Origin of the sequence: Sphingopyxis sp. (genome assembly GCF_035686825.1) — a bacterium.
Lineage (GTDB): Bacteria > Pseudomonadota > Alphaproteobacteria > Sphingomonadales > Sphingomonadaceae > Sphingopyxis.
On the sequence record NZ_DASRYZ010000003.1, the window covers coordinates 141937 to 162340 of the forward strand.

The 20404-nt window shown below is 64.9% G+C and carries 23 protein-coding genes; 11 read left to right on the forward strand and 12 right to left on the reverse strand.

Features of this window, described 5'->3' with window-relative positions; genetic code table 11:
• Position 1 precedes the first annotated feature (1 nt).
• Genes aroC through VFG17_RS05400 form a run of 5 tightly spaced genes read right to left on the reverse strand, consistent with a single transcriptional unit; the run spans position 2 to position 4427 of the window.
• On the reverse strand, positions 2–1078 hold the full coding sequence (gene aroC / locus VFG17_RS05380) for a chorismate synthase (protein ID WP_325028437.1): 1077 nt from the start codon (positions 1076–1078) through the stop codon (positions 2–4).
• Between the two features lie 4 nt (positions 1079–1082).
• Positions 1083–1613 carry an N-acetyltransferase gene (locus VFG17_RS05385; protein WP_325028438.1) on the reverse strand — a complete coding sequence of 177 codons (531 nt, stop codon included), beginning with the start codon at positions 1611–1613 and terminating at the stop codon, positions 1083–1085.
• A complete protein-coding gene (gene fabI, locus VFG17_RS05390; protein WP_325028439.1) occupies positions 1606–2433 on the reverse strand; it encodes an enoyl-ACP reductase FabI in 828 nt (275 codons plus the stop codon). The genes VFG17_RS05385 and fabI overlap by 8 nt, the downstream gene beginning before the upstream one ends.
• Positions 2430–3509: a YihY/virulence factor BrkB family protein gene (locus tag VFG17_RS05395; protein WP_325028440.1), complete on the reverse strand. Its 1080-nt coding sequence runs from the start codon at positions 3507–3509 to the stop codon at positions 2430–2432. Before VFG17_RS05395 ends, fabI begins: the two co-directional genes overlap by 4 nt.
• A gap of 3 nt (positions 3510–3512) precedes the next feature.
• Positions 3513–4427 (reverse strand): J domain-containing protein, encoded by a 915-nt coding sequence (locus VFG17_RS05400; protein ID WP_325028441.1) that lies wholly within the window; start codon positions 4425–4427, stop codon positions 3513–3515.
• Between the two features lie 133 nt (positions 4428–4560).
• On the opposite strand from VFG17_RS05400, the gene pdxH reads away from it, so the two are divergent.
• Positions 4561–5139, forward strand: a complete 579-nt coding sequence (gene pdxH, locus VFG17_RS05405) for a pyridoxamine 5'-phosphate oxidase (protein WP_325029080.1) — start codon at positions 4561–4563, stop codon at positions 5137–5139.
• A complete protein-coding gene (locus tag VFG17_RS05410; RefSeq protein WP_325028442.1) occupies positions 5136–5966 on the forward strand; it encodes a PhzF family phenazine biosynthesis protein in 831 nt (276 codons plus the stop codon). The genes pdxH and VFG17_RS05410 overlap by 4 nt, the downstream gene beginning before the upstream one ends.
• Here the strand turns inward: VFG17_RS05410 and VFG17_RS05415 are convergent.
• Complete coding sequence (locus tag VFG17_RS05415) at positions 5961–7118, reverse strand: serine hydrolase (protein ID WP_325028443.1); 1158 nt, start codon at positions 7116–7118, stop codon at positions 5961–5963. The genes VFG17_RS05410 and VFG17_RS05415 overlap by 6 nt on opposite strands.
• On the opposite strand from VFG17_RS05415, the gene VFG17_RS05420 reads away from it, so the two are divergent.
• Positions 7117–7548 (forward strand): hypothetical protein, encoded by a 432-nt coding sequence (locus tag VFG17_RS05420; protein ID WP_325029081.1) that lies wholly within the window; start codon positions 7117–7119, stop codon positions 7546–7548. The genes VFG17_RS05415 and VFG17_RS05420 overlap by 2 nt on opposite strands.
• An 89-nt stretch (positions 7549–7637) precedes the next feature.
• The gene (locus VFG17_RS05425; protein ID WP_325028444.1) at positions 7638–7952 is read left to right on the forward strand and encodes a hypothetical protein; all 315 of its coding nucleotides are present in this window, start codon (positions 7638–7640) and stop codon (positions 7950–7952) included.
• A gap of 74 nt (positions 7953–8026) precedes the next feature.
• On the opposite strand, the gene VFG17_RS05430 is transcribed toward VFG17_RS05425, so the two are convergent.
• The 4 genes from VFG17_RS05430 to VFG17_RS05445 all read right to left on the reverse strand — a co-directional run bounded on the left by VFG17_RS05430 (position 8027) and on the right by VFG17_RS05445 (position 10765).
• A complete protein-coding gene (locus VFG17_RS05430) occupies positions 8027–8950 on the reverse strand; it encodes an alpha/beta hydrolase (protein ID WP_325028445.1) in 924 nt (307 codons plus the stop codon).
• Positions 8951–9228: 278 nt separating this feature from the next.
• Positions 9229–10116 (reverse strand): pirin family protein, encoded by an 888-nt coding sequence (locus VFG17_RS05435; protein WP_325028446.1) that lies wholly within the window; start codon positions 10114–10116, stop codon positions 9229–9231.
• A complete protein-coding gene (locus VFG17_RS05440) occupies positions 10116–10484 on the reverse strand; it encodes a cupin domain-containing protein (protein WP_325028447.1) in 369 nt (122 codons plus the stop codon). Before VFG17_RS05440 ends, VFG17_RS05435 begins: the two co-directional genes overlap by 1 nt.
• 2 nt (positions 10485–10486) lie before the next feature.
• Positions 10487–10765 carry a BolA family protein gene (locus VFG17_RS05445; protein WP_325028448.1) on the reverse strand — a complete coding sequence of 93 codons (279 nt, stop codon included), beginning with the start codon at positions 10763–10765 and terminating at the stop codon, positions 10487–10489.
• Between the two features lie 81 nt (positions 10766–10846).
• On the opposite strand from VFG17_RS05445, the gene VFG17_RS05450 reads away from it, so the two are divergent.
• The 5 genes from VFG17_RS05450 to VFG17_RS05470 all read left to right on the forward strand — a co-directional run bounded on the left by VFG17_RS05450 (position 10847) and on the right by VFG17_RS05470 (position 15169).
• Positions 10847–11440, forward strand: a complete 594-nt coding sequence (locus VFG17_RS05450; RefSeq protein WP_325028449.1) for a J domain-containing protein — start codon at positions 10847–10849, stop codon at positions 11438–11440.
• A gap of 10 nt (positions 11441–11450) precedes the next feature.
• Positions 11451–11888 carry a nuclear transport factor 2 family protein gene (locus tag VFG17_RS05455; RefSeq protein ID WP_325028450.1) on the forward strand — a complete coding sequence of 146 codons (438 nt, stop codon included), beginning with the start codon at positions 11451–11453 and terminating at the stop codon, positions 11886–11888.
• A 94-nt stretch (positions 11889–11982) separates the two neighbouring features.
• Positions 11983–12975: a cobaltochelatase subunit CobS gene (gene cobS, locus VFG17_RS05460; RefSeq protein WP_325028451.1), complete on the forward strand. Its 993-nt coding sequence runs from the start codon at positions 11983–11985 to the stop codon at positions 12973–12975.
• A gap of 33 nt (positions 12976–13008) precedes the next feature.
• Positions 13009–13860, forward strand: a complete 852-nt coding sequence (locus VFG17_RS05465) for a hypothetical protein (protein WP_325028452.1) — start codon at positions 13009–13011, stop codon at positions 13858–13860.
• A 121-nt stretch (positions 13861–13981) separates the two neighbouring features.
• Positions 13982–15169 carry an alpha/beta hydrolase gene (locus tag VFG17_RS05470; RefSeq protein ID WP_325029082.1) on the forward strand — a complete coding sequence of 396 codons (1188 nt, stop codon included), beginning with the start codon at positions 13982–13984 and terminating at the stop codon, positions 15167–15169.
• 3 nt (positions 15170–15172) lie between these two features.
• Here VFG17_RS05470 and VFG17_RS05475 read toward each other — a convergent pair whose 3' ends face one another.
• Together VFG17_RS05475 and VFG17_RS05480 are read right to left on the reverse strand one after the other, a co-directional pair.
• Positions 15173–15304, reverse strand: coding sequence for a hypothetical protein (locus tag VFG17_RS05475; protein WP_325028453.1), 132 nt, complete (start codon positions 15302–15304; stop codon positions 15173–15175).
• Positions 15301–16518 (reverse strand): MFS transporter, encoded by a 1218-nt coding sequence (locus VFG17_RS05480; RefSeq protein WP_325028454.1) that lies wholly within the window; start codon positions 16516–16518, stop codon positions 15301–15303. The genes VFG17_RS05475 and VFG17_RS05480 overlap by 4 nt, the downstream gene beginning before the upstream one ends.
• Positions 16519–16712: 194 nt before the next feature.
• Here VFG17_RS05480 and cobT point away from each other — a divergent pair, with 194 nt between their 5' ends.
• Together cobT and VFG17_RS05490 are read left to right on the forward strand one after the other, a co-directional pair.
• Positions 16713–18536, forward strand: coding sequence for a cobaltochelatase subunit CobT (cobT, locus tag VFG17_RS05485; protein WP_325028455.1), 1824 nt, complete (start codon positions 16713–16715; stop codon positions 18534–18536).
• Positions 18537–18708: 172 nt separating this feature from the next.
• A complete protein-coding gene (locus VFG17_RS05490) occupies positions 18709–20355 on the forward strand; it encodes an acetolactate synthase large subunit (protein ID WP_325028456.1) in 1647 nt (548 codons plus the stop codon).
• Positions 20356–20404 lie beyond the last annotated feature (49 nt).

The window sequence follows — 20404 nt, forward strand, 5'->3', positions numbered from 1 at the left end:
GTCAGCCGTTCTGCGCGCGATGCAGCAGTTTATGATCGGCGAGCACCAGCGCCATCATCGCTTCGACCACCGGCGCGCCGCGAATACCCACACAAGGGTCGTGGCGGCCCTTGGTGACGATGTCGGCCGCCTCGCCCGCCTTGTTGACGGTCGGCACCGGGGTCAGGATCGAACTGGTCGGCTTGAAGGCGACGCGCACGACGACCGGCTGGCCGGTCGAAATGCCGCCGGCGATACCGCCGGCGTTGTTCGAGAGGAAATCGGGACGGTTGCTGCCATCACTCGCGGGGCGCATCGGATCGGCATTTTCTTCGCCGCGGAGGCGCGCCGCATGGAAGCCGGCGCCGATCTCGACGCCCTTCACCGCGTTGATCCCCATCATCGCCGCGGCGAGGTCGCTGTCGAGCTTGGCATAGATCGGCGCGCCCCAGCCGGCGGGAACGCCGCTCGCGGCGCATTCGATGACGGCGCCGAGCGAGCTGCCCGCCTTGCGCGCGGCGTCCATCAGCCCTTCCCAGCGCTGCGCCGCTGCGGGGTCGGGACAGAAAAAGGGATTGCGATCAATTTCTTCGAGGTCGAAGTTCGCAGGATCGATCGCATCGCCGCCGATTTCGGCGACCCAGGCGTGGATCTGCACTTCAGGGATCACCAGCCGCGCGACCCCGCCCGCCGCAACGCGCGCTGCGGTCTCGCGCGCGCTCGACCGGCCGCCGCCGCGATAGTCTCGGATGCCATATTTGGCGTCATAGGCGTAATCGGCGTGGCCGGGGCGATAGGCCTGCGCTATCTCGCCATAATCCTTCGACCGCTGGTCGACATTCTCGATCATCAGGCTGATCGGCGTGCCCGTCGTCTTGCCCTCGAAGGTCCCCGACAGGATGCGGACCTGGTCGGGTTCCTGCCGCTGCGTGGTATGGCGCGACTGGCCGGGGCGGCGTTTGTCGAGAAAGGGCTGGATGTCGGCTTCGGACAGCGACAGGCGCGGCGGACAGCCGTCGACGACCGCTCCAAGTGCGGGACCATGGCTTTCTCCCCACGTCGTGAAGCGAAGGACGCGTCCGAAGCTGTTGAAACTCATTGCCCTATCCCATCCGGCCAAATGCGGGCGCATAGTCCGCGCGCCCGCCTAGCGGCCAAGGCGCGTCCGAGTCCAGCATCATCGCCATGAAATGCGGCCCGCCGAAGGGTGAGGCGAAACGCGCCGCGAGTTCGGGTGAATAGCCGAAGCGCGGATAATAGTCCGCATGGCCGAGAACGAAGCTGATCGCCACGCCCTGTACGCGCAGTTCTTCCAGCCCGGCGCGGATCAGCGCGCCGCCGATCCCCTGCCCCTGCCCTTCGGGCGCGACCGATACGGGCGCGAGGCCGGCGGCCGTCAGCAGCGCTCCGTCGGCTTCGACGTCCATCCGGCTGAACAGCACATGCCCGATGATCGCGCCGTCCGCTTCGGCGACGAGCGAGACTAACGCATCGCCGTCGGCTTCGATCATCCGCACCAGATCCGCTTCGCCCTGATGGCCGAATTCGGTGCCAACGAAGGCCGCGCGAATGGCGCTGTCGATAGCCGCTTCATCCGCCGCCCGTGCGGGACGGATGACAAGGCCGTCAGGCAAGCGCGATGTCCGGGGCGTCTTCCTGCTTCATGCCGACCGTGTGATAACCGGCGTCGACATGGTGCGTTTCGCCCGTCACCCCGCTCGCGAGGTCGCTCAGCAGATAGAGCGCCGAGCCGCCGACATCGTCGATCGTGACGTTGCGGCGCAGCGGGGCGTTAAATTCATTCCATTTGAGGATCAGGCGGAAATCGCCGATTCCCGACGCCGCGAGCGTCTTGATCGGGCCAGCCGAGATCGCGTTCACGCGCACGCCCTGCGGGCCATAGTCGTTGGCGAGATATTTGACGCTCGTCTCCAGCGCCGACTTGGCGACGCCCATGACGTTGTAGTGCGGGATGACCTTTTCGGCGCCATAATAGCTCAGGGTCAGCAGCGAACCGCCGCCCTCACCCGTTTCGGGGTCGAAGGGCGTCATCATCGCCGCCGCCCGCTTGGCGACTGCGGTGAAGCTATAGACGCTGATGTTCATCGTCATCAGAAAATCTTCGAGGGTCACATCGGCATAGTGGCCGCGCAGCGCTTCCTTGTTGGTATAGCCGATCGCATGGACGACGAAGTCGATCGTCGGCCAGCGCGCGCCAAGCGTCGCGAATGCCGCGTCGAGATTGTCCATGTCGGCAACGTCGCAGTCGATCAGGAAATCGCAGCCAAGCTCGTCGGCGAGCGGCTTGACGCGCTTCAGCATGACGTCGCCCTGATAGGAGATCGCCAGTTCGGCGCCATGCGCGTGCAGCGCCTTGGCAATGCCCCAAGCAAGCGATTTATCATTGGCGAGGCCCATGATCAGCCCGCGCTTGCCCTTCATCAGACCCGTCATTTTTCTTCTCCGGCCTTTGCAATAATTACGTCGTCGACGCGCCCAATAGCGTCGTGGCCCAAATCCTCAACCTCGACGAGCGCGGCATTGAGTTCGGCGCCCATCACCATACCCAATCCGACGAGGTAGAAAAAGAAAAGCGCGACCATCACACCCGCCAAGCTGCCATAGGTTGCGTCATAGCTGAGCAGGCTGGCGAGCAGCGGCGGCAGCGCGAGGGTGACGCCGATCCACCACAAGGTCGTGAAAAGCGCGCCCGGCCATTTGGGACATTTCTTGAGCCGCCGGTATTTCGACGGGGTCAGGCTGTAAAAGAGCATATAGATGGCGAGGAACAGCCCCGCCCCCGACACCCCGCGCGAGATCAGGACGACGCCCCACGCCTGATATTGTTCGGGCAGGAAGCGGGTAACGAATTGTTCGATACCAACGATCAGCACCTGCATGCTGAACGACAGCAGCATCAACACGACCGCGCCGGTGATGATGCCGATCGACAGCAGCCGGTAGTGGAAAAAGCCCTTGGAAAAATGCGTGCCATAGGCGCGGCGAAGGATGTCGCGCACGGTTTCGATCAGGCTGCCCACCGTCCACAGCGCGACAAGCGCGCCGAGCCACAGGAAGATGCCGGTGCGCGCGGTCATCACCTCGCGGATCGGGCCCGACAGGGCCTTCGCGACCGTCGGCGGCATGGTGGAGAACACCGCCTCGACCGCGCGTTCGCCGCCGACGCTGCCGCCGAAGATCGACAGCGCAGCGGCGAGCAGGATAAAAAAGGGGAAGAGCGCGATCAGCGCGAGATAGGCGAGATTGCCCGCGTGGATGAAGCCGTCGGTGTAGGTGCCGACGATGACGCGGCGAACGACATGATAGGCGCGCGTGCCGGGGCCGAGCTGTTCGCGTCCGCGCTCGATCAGCCCCTCGGCGCGCGCGCGCAAATGCACACGCTTGGCGCGCTCGGCGCGGGCCTCAGGCGAATGCGGCGAATGGCCTTCAGCAAGAAACTCCTTGCCGACCTCGTCGGCGACCTCGCGTTCGAGTGCGGCGACGATCTTTTTTTCGCTGGTATCAGCCACGCATCACACGCCGAGATCCGCCCGCACGTTGCGCGGATCGGTCCATTCGCTGAGCAGCTTGATCAGCGCATCGTCGTCGGCGGGCAGGTCAACCATCAGCCGCACGAGTTGGTCGCCGCGTCCGCCGCTTTTCTGGCTGAAGCCCTTGCCTTTCAGGCGCATGACCTTTCCCGAAGAGGAGCCTGCGGGGATCGACAGCATCACCGGGCCGTCGACCGTCGGCACCTTGACCTTCGCGCCCTTGACCGCCTCGTTCAGCGTCACCGGCAGGTCGAGCCGGATATTGGCGCCCTCGCGCTCGTAGAAGGGATGGTCCTTGACGGTGATCGTGACGATGCCGTCGCCGGTGCCGCCGGGCCCCGCCTGCCCCTTGCCGGCGAGGCGCATCTGCGTTCCCGTTTCGACCCCGGCGGGCAATTTCAGGTCGATCGTGCCCCCGTCGGCGAGCGTGATGCGCTGCGGCGCCTGCGTCGCGGCGTCGATGAAGGAGACCGACAGGCGATAGGCGACATTGGCGCCCTTGGGCGGCGGGGCGCTGCGTCCGCCGAAGCCGCCGAACGGTCCGCCGCCGCCGCGCCCGCCGAACAGCCCTTCGAAAATGTCGCCGAAATCGGCACCGTCGTTGCCAAAACCGCCCTGCCCGCGCGGATCCCCGCGGAACCCCCCGCCACCGCCATAGCCGAACGGCATGGCGGGATTGCCGTCGCCGTCGATCTCGCCGCGGTCATATTGCGCGCGCTTGGTCTTGTCGGACAGGAGGTCATAGGCCTTGGTAACGTCGGAGAATTTCTCCGACGCCTTGGGATTGTCCTTGTTCTTGTCGGGATGCAGTTCCTTGGCGAGCTTGCGATAGGCGGACTTGATCTCCGCTTCGCTTGCAGTCTTCGCAACGCCCAGGGTGGAATAGGGATCGGCCATTTTGCTCCTGTAACCCGATAAGTGACTGGCCGTGAAGGCCCATTGGTGCGCCATGTGGTAATGTGCCGGGGCCGGTCAAGTTCCACATAGATCCCGCTCGACCGCGAAGGCGGGGCGCATTATGACCGCGCGCATGACGGACGATCCCTTTGCGCTGTTCGACGGCTGGTTCGCCGAGGCGCGCGCTAGCGAACCCAATGACGCCAACGCGATGGCGCTCGCGACGACGACGCCCGACGGCCGGCCGTCGCTGCGCATGGTGCTTTTGAAAGGGCATGGCCCCGACGGCTTCGTCTTCTATACCAACCTCGACAGCCGCAAGGGCGGCGAACTCGCTGCAAACGCGCATGTCGCCTTGCTCTTTCACTGGAAGTCGCTGCGCCGGCAGATTCGTATCGAGGGCATGGTGACCCCGGTCGACGATGCCACCGCCGACGCCTATTTCGCCACCCGCAGCCGCGACAGCCAGCTCGGCGCCTGGGCGAGCGACCAGTCGCGCCCGCTCGACAGCCGCGAAACCTTCGAGGCGCGCTTCGCCGAGATGCAGGCGCGGTTCGACGGGCAGGACGTGCCGCGCCCACCGCGCTGGTCGGGCTGGCGCGTTAATCCTTCGGCTATCGAATTCTGGCAGGACCGGGCGCACCGGCTGCACGAACGCACGCTGTTCCGGCGCGCCGGCGACCGCTGGACGAGAGGATTTCTATATCCATGAGCGCAGCCCGCCGCCTTCCGATCACCCAGGTCGACGCCTTTGCCGACCGTCCCTTCACCGGCAATCCCGCGGCGGTGATGCCGCTTGAGGAATGGCTCGACGACGCGACCCTCCAGGCGATCGCCGCCGAGAATAATCTCGCCGAAACCGCCTTCCTCGTCCCCGACGAAAGCGACGAGGCCGATTATGAACTGCGCTGGTTCACGCCGACGATCGAGGTCGCGCTGTGCGGCCATGCGACGCTGGCGAGCGGGCATGTGCTGCTATCGGCGGCGCAGTGGCGCAACGAGATGCGCTTTCGCACGCGCAAGGCCGGCATCTTGCAGGTCACGCGGATTGTCGGAGAAGGAGACGAGGACGAAGGCTATCGCATGAAGCTGCCCGCCTATCGCGCGGAGGCAAAGCCGATGCCCGACATCGCGCGCGCGATGGGCGGCGACGTCGTCGAAACGCTGTGGCACGAGGGCGGCTATGCGCTGATCGTCTATCATGACGCCGAAGAAGTCCGGGCACTGGCCCCCGACCTCGCCGCGCTGAGCAAGGGCGACATTCTCTATATCGCGACCGCGCCGGGGGCGGGCGACTCGTCGGGCGCCGACGTCGTCAGCCGCGCCTTCGCGCCCGGTGCCGGCATCCCCGAGGATCCGGTCACCGGTTCGGCGCACAGCGTGCTCACCCCCTATTGGACGACGCGCCTTAGCCGCAACGCGTTCGCCGCCTATCAGGCGAGCGCGCGCGGCGGCCATATCGGCTGCCGCCTCGACGGCGACATGGTCGAGCTTACCGGCACTTGCGTCACGACGGTCGTGGGCGACTTCCTGCTATAAGCTTTCGGTCAGGTCGGCGAGATGGCGGCGCAACGCGGGGAACTGATCATCCCGCGTGATGCCGAGCCGCACGATCGTCACCCGTTGCGACGGCGAGACGATGATATATTGCCCTTGGTGGCCGATGCAGGCGAAGAGGTCGTTCGGACCGCGATCGGGCCATAGCGCCGGCGTGACGCCGGCGGGACGTTTGCGGTTCAGCCAGATATGGCCGCCATAGCCCGCATCATTCCGCGATGGCGTCAGCATGAAGCGCATCCAGGTTTCGGGGAGCAGCCGCTGGCCGTTCACGACGCCGCGATTGCGCAGAAATTCGCCGAACCGCGCGTAATCGCGCGCGGTCGCGTGCATGATCGATCCGCCGATCATCGTGCCGTGCGCGTCGAACTCGGGTGTCAGGCTGGCCATACCGAGCGGCTCGATCAGCCGTCCGCCGATGAAGTCGCGCATCGCATCGCGCCGCGCGTCGGGGTTCGGCGACGGCGTCAGCGTGTCGGCGAGGATGTCCGACAGGATGACGCTGGTCGCCGAGCTGTAGTTGAAGACCTCGCCCGGCTGCGCCGCCGCGGGCTTGGCTTCGGCAAAACCGGCCATGTCGCCCGCACCGTCGCCGAACAGCATCGCGACCGTATCGCCCTGCCAGATCGGATCGCCATTTTCGACATGCTCGAGCCCCGCCGACATGTGCAGCAGGTTGCGCAGCGTGATCGCACCGCGCGGATCGCCGCTGCGCTGCCACGCCGCCACGGGCGCCGGCCCGTCGAGCGACAATTGTCCGTCGGCGACGAGGAAGCCGGTGAGCACCGCGGTGATGCTTTTCGCCATCGACCAGCTGATCAGCTTGGTTTGGCGACCGAAACCCGCGCCATAGCGTTCGTAAATCAGCTCGCCGTCGCGCAGTACGAGCAGCGCGCGCGTCTGCCCGACATCGTCGGCATCGGTAAACAGCGCGTCGGCGCGCGTCCTGATCGCGGCGGGCAAGGCGGGCAGCGCACGCGGCGTCCGGGCCGCCTCGACGCTGTCGAGCGACGCGCCGAATTTCGGCGCCGGCGACGCGGGCGCCATCATCCCCTGCCCCGCCGCCTGGGTCAGCGTCCACGCCCCCAGCACCGCGAGGGCGGCACTTGCCAGTAGCCGTTTTTTCGTGATCATGGGCCAAGTGAATAACATCAATCCGACCGGCCCTACAACGGGCGAGGCGCCCCCTGCCACCCCGTCACCCGCCGCGCCGCCCGCCGATGCGGCGCTGTTGCGGAAGAAACGGGGCCGCTGGGGCGGCTGCCTGCCGTGGGCGATCATTGGCGTGGTGCTCTTCACGGTCTTCGCGGTCTGGAAATTCCCGTCGTTCAAGGCGCAGGCCGAGCTGGGGTCGGCCTATGCCGCGCGCGTCGGCTGTTCGTGCCGCTATGTCCAGGGCCGCAGCCTCGAAAGCTGTCAGAGCGATTTCGAACCCGGGATGGAGATGGTGTCGCTGAGCGAGGATCCGGCGACCAGGACAATCACCGGCAGCGTCCCGCTGCTCGCATCGCGCAGCGCACGCTACGCGGGTGCCAGCGGCTGCCTGCTGCGGCCTGGGGACTAGGGTCGGGACTGCATCGAGCGGAACATTCCCTGATCTCGAGGGTTTGCACCTGATATCGCTCGTCTGGCTTTTAAACGGGGAGCCCGAAAATGAAGCACCCTCTCCTTTTTGCGACATTGGCCGGTTCGTCATTGCTCTTCGCCGACGTCGCCGCGGCGCAGTGGCTGGAGCCTCAACTCGACTCCCAACGCTGGGCGAATCTTCGCAAGCACCAGCAGGAGCAGGCGAAGAAGGCGGCCGAGCAGCGCAAGCGCGGCCGACCCGACGATACGAAGCCCGTCACGCTCGCCGAACGACAGGCCGCCTGGTCGCGAAACAAACGCGAATATCGCCAACGGCTGCTGCGCGACGGGCAGACAAGCGCCGATCGCTGGCTCGACAGCATCGTTCGCGCCAATCGGTAAGGGGCCCGCGCCCTGTTATTTTCGCGCGCGACCCGCCGTCCGCCACTTTTTCACGATCAATAGAAGCTGTGCCATCAACTTTGGGCGAGGAACGCGTCCATTGCGTGATTGACCGCGTCGGGCGCTTCCCACGGCACGAAATGCCCGCAACCCGAAACCTCGACGATCGACACGCCGGGAACGAGGCCGTCCATTCCATCGAGATTGCACGGCGGCAGCGCGACATCGTCGAGCGCCCAGATCACCAGCGTCGGGACGGCGAGTTTGGGAAAGGGCACCGCGGGCGGCTCGGCATAGGGTTCGTCCATCGCGGGCACGTCGATCGTCGAGGCGCGGTACCAGTTGATCATCGCGCGGCACGCGTCGCGATCCTCCCAATCCTTGAGCAGGCGGCCGATCTCATCGGCGGGCTGGAGGCCGCCGCTCGGCACCCGGTCCGCAAAGGCATGGGCGAGGATGCCCGCAATGCCATGCTCTCCGATGATCGCGTCGCTCGCAGGGTCGCGGAAGGCACGGATATACTGGCTGGCCGCGCGCTGCGCTTCGTTCGTCGCGAGCAGGCGCTGGAAAATGCCGGGGTGCGGCGCGTTGGCGATCACCGCGCGCGTCACGCGCCCCGCCCATGCCGGGTGCAGCCCGCCCCGCTGCCCGGCGAGCGCGACGCCCCAGGCGATCGCGCCGCCCCAGTCGTGCCCGACGATGGTGAATTTATCGACGCCCAGCGCATCGGCGAGCGCGAAAATGTCGGCTATCAGCTTGTCGGGGGTATAAGCTTCGACATCCTGCGGCTTCGACGAACCGCGATAGCCGCGCTGGTCGGGGGCGATACAGCGGAAGCGGTCCGCGAAATGCGGCAGTTGGTAACGCCAGGTACGGTGCGATTCGGGAAAGCCGTGGAGGAAGATCAGCGCGGGGGCATCCTTCGGTCCCATGTCGACGACGTCGAGTTCGACCCCGGTCGAAAGCTTCACCCGCTGCTGTTCGAAATCGCCGATCATTCGCCCTGCCTCCTTTGGTTTCGTTTCGAAACCAATCTGGCGGGGATTGGTGTGGCTGGCAAGCTGCTACAGAAGGGAGGCCATCCCGAAGGCGACGGAGATCGCCGCACCATCTGTTTCGGGGTGGAGAGCTGCCACTGCTTTCTCCAGCTTCGTCATCCCGGGCTTGACCCGGGACCCGCCTTTTCTTCCTGGCGACGGCGAAAAGGCAAGGCAGGCCCCGGGTCAAGTCCGGGATGACGATGAAGGGACGTCCGCTCCCGGTCGGTAGCCGACGTTTACGGATAGCTCACCGTCTTCGGCACCTCGGGTATCGGGATGAACTCTTCGCTGTCGCCGGGGACGAGGGGGAATTTGCGTTCCTTCCATTCCTGCTTGGCTTCGTTGATACGGTCGCGCGACGAGCTGACGAAATTCCACCACACATGGCGCGGCGTCGTGAAGGCCTCGCCGCCCATCAGCATTACCCGCGCGTCACTCTCGGCGCGCAGCGTCATCGCCTGCCCGGGTTTCAGAATATAGAGGCTGTAGCGTTCGAGAACTTCGCCATCGAGGCTCGCATCGCCGAGCGCCACCAGCACCGCGCGCTCGTCGGCTTCGGCATCGATCGGCAGCGTCGCCCCGGCGTTCATCACGATGTCGGCATAAATGGTGGCGCTGTGCTGCGTCGTCGGCGCGGTCGCGCCCCACAGGCTACCCATGATCACGCGCGCCGACACATGACCGTCCTCGACCAGCGGCAGGTCGCCGGCGGCGATATGCTCGAACGCCGGGTCGATCTCTTCCTTGCCGTCGGGCAGCGCGAGCCAGGTCTGCATGCCCGAAATGCCCGAACCCGTCGCGCGTTCGGCCGGCGGGGTGCGCTCCGAATGGACGATGCCCCGGCCCGCCGTCATCAAATTGCACGCGCCGGGGCGGATCGTCGCGAAGGTGCCGAGGCTGTCGCGATGGTCGATCGCGCCTTCGAACAGATAGGTCAAAGTCGACAGGTTGATATGCGGGTGCGGGCGGACGTCCATCCCCTGTCCGATGTCGAAATGCGCGGGGCCGAACTGGTCGACGAAGATGAAGGGGCCGACCATCGTCCGCGCCTTGTTGGGCAGTGTGCGTCGCACGTCGAAGGCGCCGATATCGTGGGTCGAAGGGGTGATGACGGTCGTGGACATCAGCCGAGCCTTTCCAGTGTTTTCTTCGTCTTTTCGGTTTCGACATTGCCGGTGTTCAGCGTCGAAGTTGGTTCGAGCAACAGCACATGGCATTCGCCGTCCAGCGCCTCGGGGCAATGTTCGGTGCCGTGCGGCACGATGATGAATTCGCCGGGCTCGACGATCACGTCGCGGTCTCGAAACGCCATTTTCATCCGTCCGGCGACCACCAGGAAAAGCTCGTCCTCTGCCTCATGATGATGCCAGTCGAACTTGCCGGCGAGCTTGACCAGCTTGACCTGAAAATCATTGATGTTGCCCGCGACGCGCGGGTTCCACGCGTCGGGGATTTTGGCGAAGGCGTCGGCGAGATTGACCTTGTCGGGCATCCTCATTCCCCCGGCGCGACGGCCTTGATCGCGAGCGCATGGACGCGCTGTCCCGGCAGGTCGCCGAGCGCCTTGTTCACCGTGCGCTGGCGCGCGACGCGGTTCATCCCGGCGAAGCCCGCCCATATGATGGTGAGGCTGAAATGCGACTCGCCGCTGCCATCGTCGCCCATATGGCCGTGATGGCTGGCGCTGTCGTTGCTGAGGGTGAAATTCGCGTCGGGAAAGGCTGCGGCGAGCAGGCTTTCCATCTCTTGCTGCACGGGGCCTTTGTTGCTCATGGGGTTGACCATAGGCCCTCCATCGCCAAATTATAAGGCCTCCCGGAGACCAACGTCCCACCCCGATTCCGAAAGCCCGTTTTGCCGTCTTCCGCCCGCCCTTCCCGATTCCATGGCCGCGTCCCGCGCGAGGAACGCTGCGCCGCGCCCGGATGCTCCGAGGCGGGCGAATTTCGTGCGCCCGTCTCGTCGCACCGCTCGCCCGACGGGCCGCCGCCGTACCGCTGGCTCTGCCTCGATCATGTGCGCGAGTTCAACGCGGGCTATAATTTCTTCGAAGGCATGAGCGCCGACCAGATCATGGCGGCGCAGTCACCCACCGCCGGCTGGGAAACCGAAAGCCGCGCCTTCCGCCCCGCGGGCAGCGCCGACCTGCCGCCGCGCTGGGCCGATTTCCGCGACCCGATGGATGCGCTCGGCGCGCGCTTTCGCCAGCGGATGGACGAGGCACGGCGCGAGGCCGCCAATCCCCGCCTGTCGCGCGAGGAACATGACGCGATGCAGTTGCTCGGCCTCCCCGCCGACGCCGACCGCGCGGCGCTCCGCCGCCGCTACAGCGAGCTGGTGCGCAAATATCATCCCGACCGCAATGGCGGCGATCGCAGTTTCGAAATGCGGTTGGGTGCGGTAGTCGAGGCTTATCAGCTACTGAGAAAGAGCAAGGCATTCGCATAGGAGAGGCGCGATGACCGACCTGAACGAAGCACGGATCGAGGTGGTGCGCCGCCATATGGCGCTCGAGATCACGCACGACTGGGACGGCGTCCTCGCGACCTTCGACCATCCGCGTTACGAATTGATGGGGCCCGGCACGATCTTCGACGGGGAGGCGGCGGTCCGATCCTATTTCGCCGCATCGCGCGAACCCTTTCCCGATCAGGCGAACGAAGTCATCGCGATCGCCGCCGATGAGGACACGAACACGGTGCTTGTCGAATTCTGGCTGACCGGCACGCACACCGGCCCGCTGAAGCTCGGCCTTCGCACGATCGAGCCCACTGGCAAGGCCTTCCGCATCCGCATGGCGGCGAGCTTCGAATTCGCGCCGGGCAGCGACAAGATCGTCTGCGAGCGCCCCTATTACGATCAGTCGGCGGTGATGAAGGCGCTCGGGCTCTTCTGAAAAGGCGTTGCAAGGCGCAACCCGTCGCTATACCGCGACAGCCGATGCGCCGCCCGGCGGCGACTCTCCCCTGTTTGCTTGCTGGACTTTTGCCATGACCGATATTCCGAACAGCCTTCCCGATCACCACGGCTCGACGCTGCTTGCGGCGCCCGATGTCGAGGTCGACGCGCGCGAAATGTTCGGGGTCGATATCGACATGAAGGTGCCGGCGTTCAGCGAGGCCGACGAACGCGTCCCCGACCTCGACCCCGCCTATGTCTTCGACGGCGACACGACGCTCGCGATCCTCGCGGGCTTCAAATACAACCGCCGCGTCATGGTGCAGGGCTATCACGGCACCGGCAAGTCGACGCACATCGAACAGGTCGCGGCGCGCCTGAAATGGCCGTGTATCCGCGTCAACCTCGACGCGCATATCAGCCGCATCGATCTGGTCGGACGCGACGCGATCGTGCTGCGCGACGGCCAGCAGGTCACCGAATTCCGCGAAGGCCTGCTCCCCTGGGCGCTGCAGACGCCCACGGCATTGGTCTTCGACGAATATGACGCGGGGCGTCCCGACGTGATGTTCGTGATCCAGCGCGTGCTCGAAACCGAAGGCAAGCTGACCCTGCTCGACCAGAACCGCGTGATCCGTCCGAACCCGCATTTCCGCCTCTTCTCGACCGCGAACACCGTCGGGCTCGGCGACACGAGCGGGCTCTATCACGGGACGCAGCAGATCAACCAGGGCCAGATGGACCGCTGGAACATCGTCGTCACGCTGAACTATCTGCCCGCCGCGACCGAAAGCGCGATCATTCTCGCCAAGGTGCCCGATACCGACGACACCACCGTCGCCAATATGGTGAAGGTCGCGGATCTGACGCGGCAGGGCTTCATCAACGGCGACATCTCGACCGTCATGTCGCCCCGCACCGTGATCAGCTGGGCGCAGAACACCGCGATCTTCAACAATATCGGCTTCGCCTTCCGCCTTACTTTCCTCAACAAATGCGACGAGGCCGAACGGATGATCGTCGCCGAATATTACCAGCGCGTGTTCGGTGAAGATTTGGTGGAATCCGTAATCGGAAAGGCGTAGCGCCTGACCTGTTGTAAAACAGGGGGGTGCTTTATGAACAGATATATCGCGGCATTACCGCTTGCACTGCTGATCGCGGGTTGTTCGGGGCCGCACTACGGCATCGACTTGACCAGCAAGGCTTTTTTGCCCGGTAAGGGAAATATTCAGCCGCTCGGACCCGCCGAATTCGCGCCCGACGCCACCATGTTTGAAACCCCTTTGGGTTTCCGCAAGGCCGCGCATCTGAACAGCCCGGTCAAGCTGACGCTCGCAGGCAAGGATTTTACTTTCGCCGCCGGCGACCAATTCGCCGGAGCCAATATTTACGGAAAATCCGCAAGTCTTATTCCCCGATCCGCGGCGATATTCTGCGGAAACGAACGAATGAATGCTTTCAAGGCGCTGACGGCATTTTCTACCCTCGGCATGTCCTCCCTGCTTAATCGCACGGGCAATTCAACGCAGGTCTGCCTGATCGACAGCGAGAATGACGCAAGCTTCGACAAGGCTATCCTGTCGGGCGCGAAAAGAGCCGAAGACGTCGCTCCCGTCGCGATTTCGCCGGTGGGCTATGACACCGCGTTCAACGACGTGATGGCCGGCGAAAGCATCGGGCGCATCATCTATCGCGGGAAAACCGGCATGATCGGCGGCCATATCAGCTTCGATCTGCATGTCATCGAAAGCGGAACCCCGCTCGTTTTCGACAATGTCCGCAGAAAAGTGGACATCAAATCGCTGCCACAGGAAGTATTGCTGATGGGAGCCAATTTCACGGTCCAAAGCTATGATCCGGCGACCGGCAAGATCAAGGTGAATATCGCGAATGGTTTCCGCGAAGGCGATTATGGCCTGACGACGGCCACCCGGACGTCCTATATCCCCATTTACATACCGCGCTGAGCATCGACGACCAGGCCGTTATGGCGCCTTCGCAAGACCGATTTCATCTTCCAAAGCCGCGCATCCTCTGTCAGCGTCGCGGAATGTGTCAGGCTTTTCAAAGGGGCGGTCCGCCGTGCGAATGACGCGCCTGCTCGCCGCGCTCGTTCTTGTCCCGCTGTCGGGGTGTAGCATCGCGGCGGTCGATTATGGCAAGATCCGCCATGCCGAATATGTCGCCGACCCGCGCTGCACAGCGCAGCCGGGGGCGGTCGTCGATGACGAGGCGCTGCCTTTTTTCTTTGCGACGAGCCGCCTCCCCGATTGCCGCAACAGCGAGATCGAACTGCTCCACCACCGCGGCGACCGCATCCGTTATGGCCGCTTCAACGCGCCGCGCGATGTCGAGGTCGGCAAGAAGGAACGCTTCCTTACGCCGCTCGCCTTCCAGACGCCGGCCGACTGGTGGCGCGCGCTGCAGGCCGAGACCGATCGCCGACAGGGCCGCGTGCTGCTCTATGTCCACGGCTATCGCGAGAATTTCAACACGACGTCGAAGGACGCGGCGCAGATCGCGCGCATGACAGGCTTCGATGGGCCGATCATCGAATATAGCTGGCCGTCGCAGGGCAAGATCCTGAGCTATGTCGTCGACGAGACGAACATGTACCACGACGTCCGCAACTTCCGCGATTTCCTGAAATCGCTCGCCGAGCAGAGCTGGGTCAAGGAGATCGTCGTCGTCTCGCACTCGCTCGGCGCGCGGCTGGTGATCCCCGCCATCGCCTATGTCGACCGCACTTCAAGCAGCGCCGACAGCAGCAATATCTCGAACGTCGTCCTCGCCTCGCCCGACATCGACCGCGAAACCTTCGAGCGCGATATCGAGGAGGAGGTGCTTTCGGCGCGGCGCGTCGCGGTGGGCCGCCGGATCACCGCCTATGTCTCGCGCGCCGACAAGGCGCTCGCCGCGTCGCGCGCGATCCACGGCTATCCGCGTCTCGGTTCGCCCTATTGCTTCAACCCGTTCGAGGCGGCCGAGCTGAAAGCCAAAGGGCTGCCCGAACGCTGCTATCCGGCATCGCGTCCGGGATTCACCGTGATCGATACAACCGACGTATCGCGCGGATCGACGGGGCACAGCAATTTCCTGCGCAGCGCGGTCGTGTGCCGCGATTTCATCGACGTCGTCGCGAACAAGCAGACGCGGCCCGAGCGGGTCCCGACGCATCTCGCGCATGTGTTTCGCCTGGCTCCCGATCCCGCCGTGCCGAAGGATGGCGACGACGCGATCTGTCACCGGACACCCGAAGCCGAGACGCCCGAATAGCGGCTAGAAACCGCACATGATCGCGAAATTGGTCAGCCAGACGACCGGCCCCTCACCGGTCCAGAGCCACAGCCCGCCGAGCCCGACAACCACGAACAGCGCGAGCGCGATCCAGTCCTGCCGCGCGAGCTTCATGCCGATTGCAGCCGCTTGACCGGTGCGTCGGCGATCGGCAGGTGGACGAGCCCCGCGAGCAGCCCGAGCGCGATGGAGAATCCCCAGGCGATATTGTAGCTGCCGGTGGCATCGAAGATCAGCCCCGCCATCCACGCGCCAAAGAAGCTCCCGAGCTGATGGCTCAAAAAGACAATGCCATAGAGCATCGAGAGATAGCGGATGCCGAAGATGCGCCCGACGATGCCGCTGGTAAGCGGCACGGTGCCGAGCCAGAGGAAACCCATCGCCCCCGCGAACACCAGCGCGCTCGCGTGGCTCAATGGCAGGAAAAGGAAGAGCGCGATCACCGCCGAACGCGCTGTGTAAAGCGCCGAGAGCACATATTTCTGGCGCAGCAAGTCGCCCGCGCGGCCGAAGACGTAGGAGCCGAGGATGTTGAACAGGCCGACGAGCGCGAGCACCTGCGCGCCGATCTCGATCCCCAGCCCCTTGTCGTCGAGATAGGCGGGGAGATGCGTCGCGATGAAGGCGATGTGGAAACCGCAGACGAAGAAGCCCGCGTTGAGTAGCCAATAGCCGCGGTGGGTCGACGCTTCGCGGAGCGCATCGCGCGCCGTCTGCTCTTCGGCCTGTATCGTTCCCGGCGTGTCGGTGCGCCCCGCGACGCCGATCGCGAGCAGCCCGCACAGCGCGACGAGTCCCGCCATGATCCACAGCGTCTGATGATAGCCGACGTCGCCGAGCAGCATCGACGCGAGCGGCACGACGAGGAACTGGCCGAGCGACCCGCCCGCGGTGACGATGCCGAAGGCGCCGCTGCGCTTTTCGGGGCTGACGACGCGGCCGACCGCGCCGAGCACGACAACGAAAGTGGTCGCCGACTGCGCCATGCCGATGAAGATACCGAAGCTGATATGCAACCCGATCGCATCGGTCGCGAAGGCGGCGCCGATCAGCCCGAGCGCATAGAGCAGCGCGCCGAAAAAGACGACACGTCCCGCGCCATGCTTGTCGGCGAGCGCGCCGACAAAGGGCTGGACGAGGCCGAAGAGCAGGTTCTGGAGCGCCATCGCGAGGCCGAAGTCGGAGCGGCTGATACCGATATCGACGCTCATCTGCGGCAGGAACAGCCCGAACGACTGACGCACGCCCATCGCCAGCGTGACGATGAAGGCGGCACAGGCGATCACGATCCACGGGCGCTTCATGGGGGAGAGTTGGGGGGAGCTCATGTCGCGGCGATGCGCCTGTGCCCGTGCGAGGTCAAGCGAGCATAGCTATGGCCGCATTCACCCCCTCTTCGTCACCCCGGACTTGATCCGGGGTCCAGCTTTTCGACGTTGCTGAGCGGGACCCCGGATCAAGTCCGGGGTGACGATTGGAGTAGCCCTTTCTTCATTCCGAAAAGCTGGTTAGAGCCGACTCGATGACCGCCTCCTCTCCCCTCGACGATTTCAAGGCCGCGCTGTCGAGCGTCGCGCGCGCGGTGACGCGTGATGCCGAGGTCGAGGTCGGCTTCACCGCCGACGCGCCCGCGCAGATCGGCAAGGCGATCAAGGTGCCGACGCCGTCGCGCACGCTGCCCGCCGATCAGGTCGCCGAAGCGCGCGGCTTTGCCGACGCTTATGCTTTGCGGATGAAGCACCACAGCGACAAGATCCACAATGCCGCGCGCCCCGCCGAACCGGTCGCCGCCGCGGCGTTCGACGCGATGGAGCGCGCGCGGATCGAAGCCTTGGGCGCGCGCCATATGAACGGGATGCGCACCAACCTGGCTGCCAGCCTGGCAATGCGGATGCGCGGCGACCCGATCAGCCGCGCGCAAAATCGCGAGGATGTGCCGATCTCGAGCGCGCTCGAACTGATGCTGCGCGAGGCGCTGACCGGCGAGCAGGCGCCGCAGGGGACCGAGACCGGCCTGTCGCTGGTGCGCGAATGGATCAGCAGCGAAGCCGGCGGCGACCTCACCGCGCTGTCGATGCAGCTCGACGATCAGGCCGCCTTCGCAGAAACCGCGAAGCTCGCGCTCCGCCACCTCAATCTGCTCCACAGCGACGAGCCGCTGGAAGAAGGCAGCGAGGACGGCGGCGAACAGGACGAGAGCGAGGCCGAAGAGAGCCAGGAAGAACAGGAAAGCGAAGACGGTGGTGCCGGCGAAAGCCAGGTCGACGCGCGCGCCGAAATGGCGGGCGATCAGGCCGACGACGGCGACAGCGACCCCGACGCGCAGGAAATGGAAGCCGACGGCGAACCCGAGATGGGCGGCGAAGGCGACGAGGGCATGCTTCCCGTGCGCCCCAACCGCCTGCCGAGCGACATTCCCGATTTCAACTATCTGCGCTTCACCGAAAAGCATGACGAGATCATCCTCGCTACCGAGCTGTGCGATGCCGACGAACTGACGCGGCTGCGCGCCTATCTCGACCAGCAGATGACGCATTTGCAGGGCGCGGTGACCAAGCTCGCGAACCGCCTCCAGCGCCGGTTGATGGCGCAGCAGAACCGCGCGTGGGATTTCGATCAGGAGGAAGGCCAGCTCGACGCCGCGCGGCTCGCGCGCGTCATCGTCTCGCCCGGCCAGTCGCTCTCTTACAAGATCGAGCGCGACACCGACTTCCGCGATACCGTCGTCACCTTGCTGATCGACAATTCGGGCTCGATGCGCGGCCGCCCGATCAGCATCGCCGCGATCAGCGCCGACATCCTCGCGCGCACGCTCGAACGCTGCGGCGTGAAGACCGAAATCCTCGGCTTCACGACGCGGACGTGGAAGGGCGGCCAGAGCCGCGAGGACTGGCTCGCCGCGGGCCGCCCCGCGCACCCCGGCCGCCTCAACGACCTCCGCCACATCATCTACAAGCCCGCCGACGAACCCTATCGCCGCGCGCGCAAGTCGCTGGGGCTGATGATGCGCGAAGGGCTGCTCAAGGAAAATATCGACGGCGAGGCGCTGATGTGGGCGCATCAGCGCATCATCAATCGTCCCGAGGAACGCCGCATCCTGATGGTGATCAGCGACGGCGCGCCGGTCGACGATTCGACGCTGTCTGTGAATCACGGCGCCTATCTCGACCAGCATCTGCGCCAGGTGATCGAATGGATCGAGAACCGCTCGCCGGTCGAACTGTGCGCGATCGGCATCGGCCACGACGTCACGCGCTATTACAGCCGCGCGGTGACGATCATGGACGCCGAGCAATTGGGCGGGACGATGGTCGAGCAGCTCGCGGGATTGTTCGACATCGATTGAGCCCGGCGGGGTCGGGGTGACAACCCCTTTGCCCCTCGTTACAAACCCTTCCCGATGCAGCAGGGACTCGCGGCCTGAGACGAGCCCCGTTGCAACGACATAGTGCTGAAGGGTCGCCGGCATGACTTGGGGCCGCATCGTCGTGATGCGTGGCTGAGGGGGCGACTGACGCATGAAAAAAGCATCCGACCTGTTCATCGATTGCCTGGAGGAAGAAGGCGTCGAGTATATTTTCGGCGTTCCGGGCGAGGAGAATCTCGATTTTCTCGACAGCCTGTCGCGCTCGAAGACAATCAAGCTGATCCTGACGCGGCACGAACAGGGCGCGGGCTTCATGGCCGCGACCTATGGCCGCCACACCGGCAAGACGGGCGTGTGTCTGGCGACGCTCGGCCCGGGCGCGACCAATTTCGTCACGGCGGCCGCTTACGCCCAGCTCGGCGGCATGCCGATGATGATGATCACCGGGCAAAAGCCGATCAAGAAGTCGAAACAGGGCCGCTTCCAGATCCTCGACGTCGTCGCGATGATGGGGCCGATCACCAAATATACGCACCAGATGGCCTCGTCGGACAATATTCCGAGCCGCGTGCGCGAAGCCTTCCGCCTCGCCGAAGAGGAAAAACCCGGCGCGGTGCATATCGAACTGCCCGAGGATATCGCCGACGAGCATACCGATTCGACGCCGCTGAAGCGCAGCCATTCGCGCCGTCCCAACGCCGATAGCAAGTCGATCCGCGAGGCGGTGAAGGCCCTCGAAAAGGCGAAGTCGCCCGTGCTGGTAATCGGCGCGGGCGCGAACCGCACGATGACCAGCCGCATGCTGCTGCAGTTCATCGAAAAGACCGGCATTCCCTTCCTCACGACCCAGCTCGGCAAGGGCGTGATCGACGAGCGGCATCCAAAATTCCTCGGCTGCGCCGCGCTGTCGTCGGGCGATTTCGTCCACCGCGCGGTCGAGGCGTCGGATTGCATCGTCAACCTCGGCCACGACGTGATCGAAAAGCCGCCTTTCTTCATGCAGCGCGGCGGGCCGACCGTCATCCATGTGTCGACCAAGACCGCCGAGGTCGATCCGGTCTATTTCCCCGACATCGAGGTGATCGGCGACATCGCCAATGCGGTGTGGCAGATCAAGGAGGATATCGTCCCCAACGGTGGCTGGAAATTCGATCATCTGCTCGCCTATCGCAAGGCCGAGGTCGAGCACACCGCGTCGCTCGCGAAGGACGAGCGCTTCCCGATCTTCCCGCCGCATCTGGTGCAGTCGGTCCGCGATGCGATGCCCGACGACGGGATCATCTGCCTCGACAATGGCGTCTACAAGATCTGGTTTGCGCGCGGCTATACCGCGTGCAAACCGAACACGGTGCTGCTCGACAATGCGCTCGCGACGATGGGCGCGGGGCTGCCGTCGGCGATGATGTCGGCGATGCTCTATCCGGACCGCAAAGTCATGGCGATCTGCGGCGACGGCGGCTTCATGATGAACAGCCAGGAGATGGAGACCGCGGTGCGCCTCGGGCTCAACATCACCGTGCTGATCCTCAACGACAACAGCTATGGCATGATCCGCTGGAAACAGGCGAACATGGGGTTCAAGGATTGGGGGCTGACCTATGGCAACCCCGATTTCGTCAAATATGCCGAAAGCTATGGCGCCCATGGGCACCGTGTCGAGAGCGCGGCGCACCTCAAGGAACTTCTCGCCCACACGCGCGATACCCCGGGCGTCCACCTGATAGATTGTCCAGTGGACTATTCCGAGAATGATCAGATTTTGAACAACGACATCAAGAAGCTGTCGAAGGAACTGTAAGAATGAACTCCCCTCCCGCCTGCGGGAGGGGCAGCGAGACTTGCGGGCT

Bases quoted from the DNA above. Each gene is read 5' to 3' on its own strand.
- aroC (WP_325028437.1), bottom strand. From the start codon at position 1,078: ATGAGTTTCAACAGCTTCGGACGCGTCCTTCGCTTCACGACGTGGGGA.
- fabI (WP_325028439.1), bottom strand. From the start codon at position 2,433: ATGACGGGTCTGATGAAGGGCAAGCGCGGGCTGATCATGGGCCTCGCC.
- VFG17_RS05400 (WP_325028441.1), bottom strand. From the start codon at position 4,427: ATGGCCGATCCCTATTCCACCCTGGGCGTTGCGAAGACTGCAAGCGAA.
- pdxH (WP_325029080.1), top strand. From the start codon at position 4,561: ATGACGGACGATCCCTTTGCGCTGTTCGACGGCTGGTTCGCCGAGGCG.
- VFG17_RS05410 (WP_325028442.1), top strand. From the start codon at position 5,136: ATGAGCGCAGCCCGCCGCCTTCCGATCACCCAGGTCGACGCCTTTGCC.
- VFG17_RS05420 (WP_325029081.1), top strand. From the start codon at position 7,117: ATGGGCCAAGTGAATAACATCAATCCGACCGGCCCTACAACGGGCGAG.
- VFG17_RS05415 (WP_325028443.1), bottom strand. From the start codon at position 7,118: ATGATCACGAAAAAACGGCTACTGGCAAGTGCCGCCCTCGCGGTGCTG.
- VFG17_RS05425 (WP_325028444.1), top strand. From the start codon at position 7,638: ATGAAGCACCCTCTCCTTTTTGCGACATTGGCCGGTTCGTCATTGCTC.
- VFG17_RS05430 (WP_325028445.1), bottom strand. From the start codon at position 8,950: ATGATCGGCGATTTCGAACAGCAGCGGGTGAAGCTTTCGACCGGGGTC.
- VFG17_RS05435 (WP_325028446.1), bottom strand. From the start codon at position 10,116: ATGTCCACGACCGTCATCACCCCTTCGACCCACGATATCGGCGCCTTC.
- VFG17_RS05440 (WP_325028447.1), bottom strand. From the start codon at position 10,484: ATGCCCGACAAGGTCAATCTCGCCGACGCCTTCGCCAAAATCCCCGAC.
- VFG17_RS05445 (WP_325028448.1), bottom strand. From the start codon at position 10,765: ATGAGCAACAAAGGCCCCGTGCAGCAAGAGATGGAAAGCCTGCTCGCC.
- VFG17_RS05455 (WP_325028450.1), top strand. From the start codon at position 11,451: ATGACCGACCTGAACGAAGCACGGATCGAGGTGGTGCGCCGCCATATG.
- cobS (WP_325028451.1), top strand. From the start codon at position 11,983: ATGACCGATATTCCGAACAGCCTTCCCGATCACCACGGCTCGACGCTG.
- VFG17_RS05465 (WP_325028452.1), top strand. From the start codon at position 13,009: ATGAACAGATATATCGCGGCATTACCGCTTGCACTGCTGATCGCGGGT.
- VFG17_RS05470 (WP_325029082.1), top strand. From the start codon at position 13,982: ATGACGCGCCTGCTCGCCGCGCTCGTTCTTGTCCCGCTGTCGGGGTGT.
- VFG17_RS05475 (WP_325028453.1), bottom strand. From the start codon at position 15,304: ATGAAGCTCGCGCGGCAGGACTGGATCGCGCTCGCGCTGTTCGTGGTT.
- VFG17_RS05480 (WP_325028454.1), bottom strand. From the start codon at position 16,518: ATGAGCTCCCCCCAACTCTCCCCCATGAAGCGCCCGTGGATCGTGATC.
- cobT (WP_325028455.1), top strand. From the start codon at position 16,713: ATGACCGCCTCCTCTCCCCTCGACGATTTCAAGGCCGCGCTGTCGAGC.
- VFG17_RS05490 (WP_325028456.1), top strand. From the start codon at position 18,709: ATGAAAAAAGCATCCGACCTGTTCATCGATTGCCTGGAGGAAGAAGGC.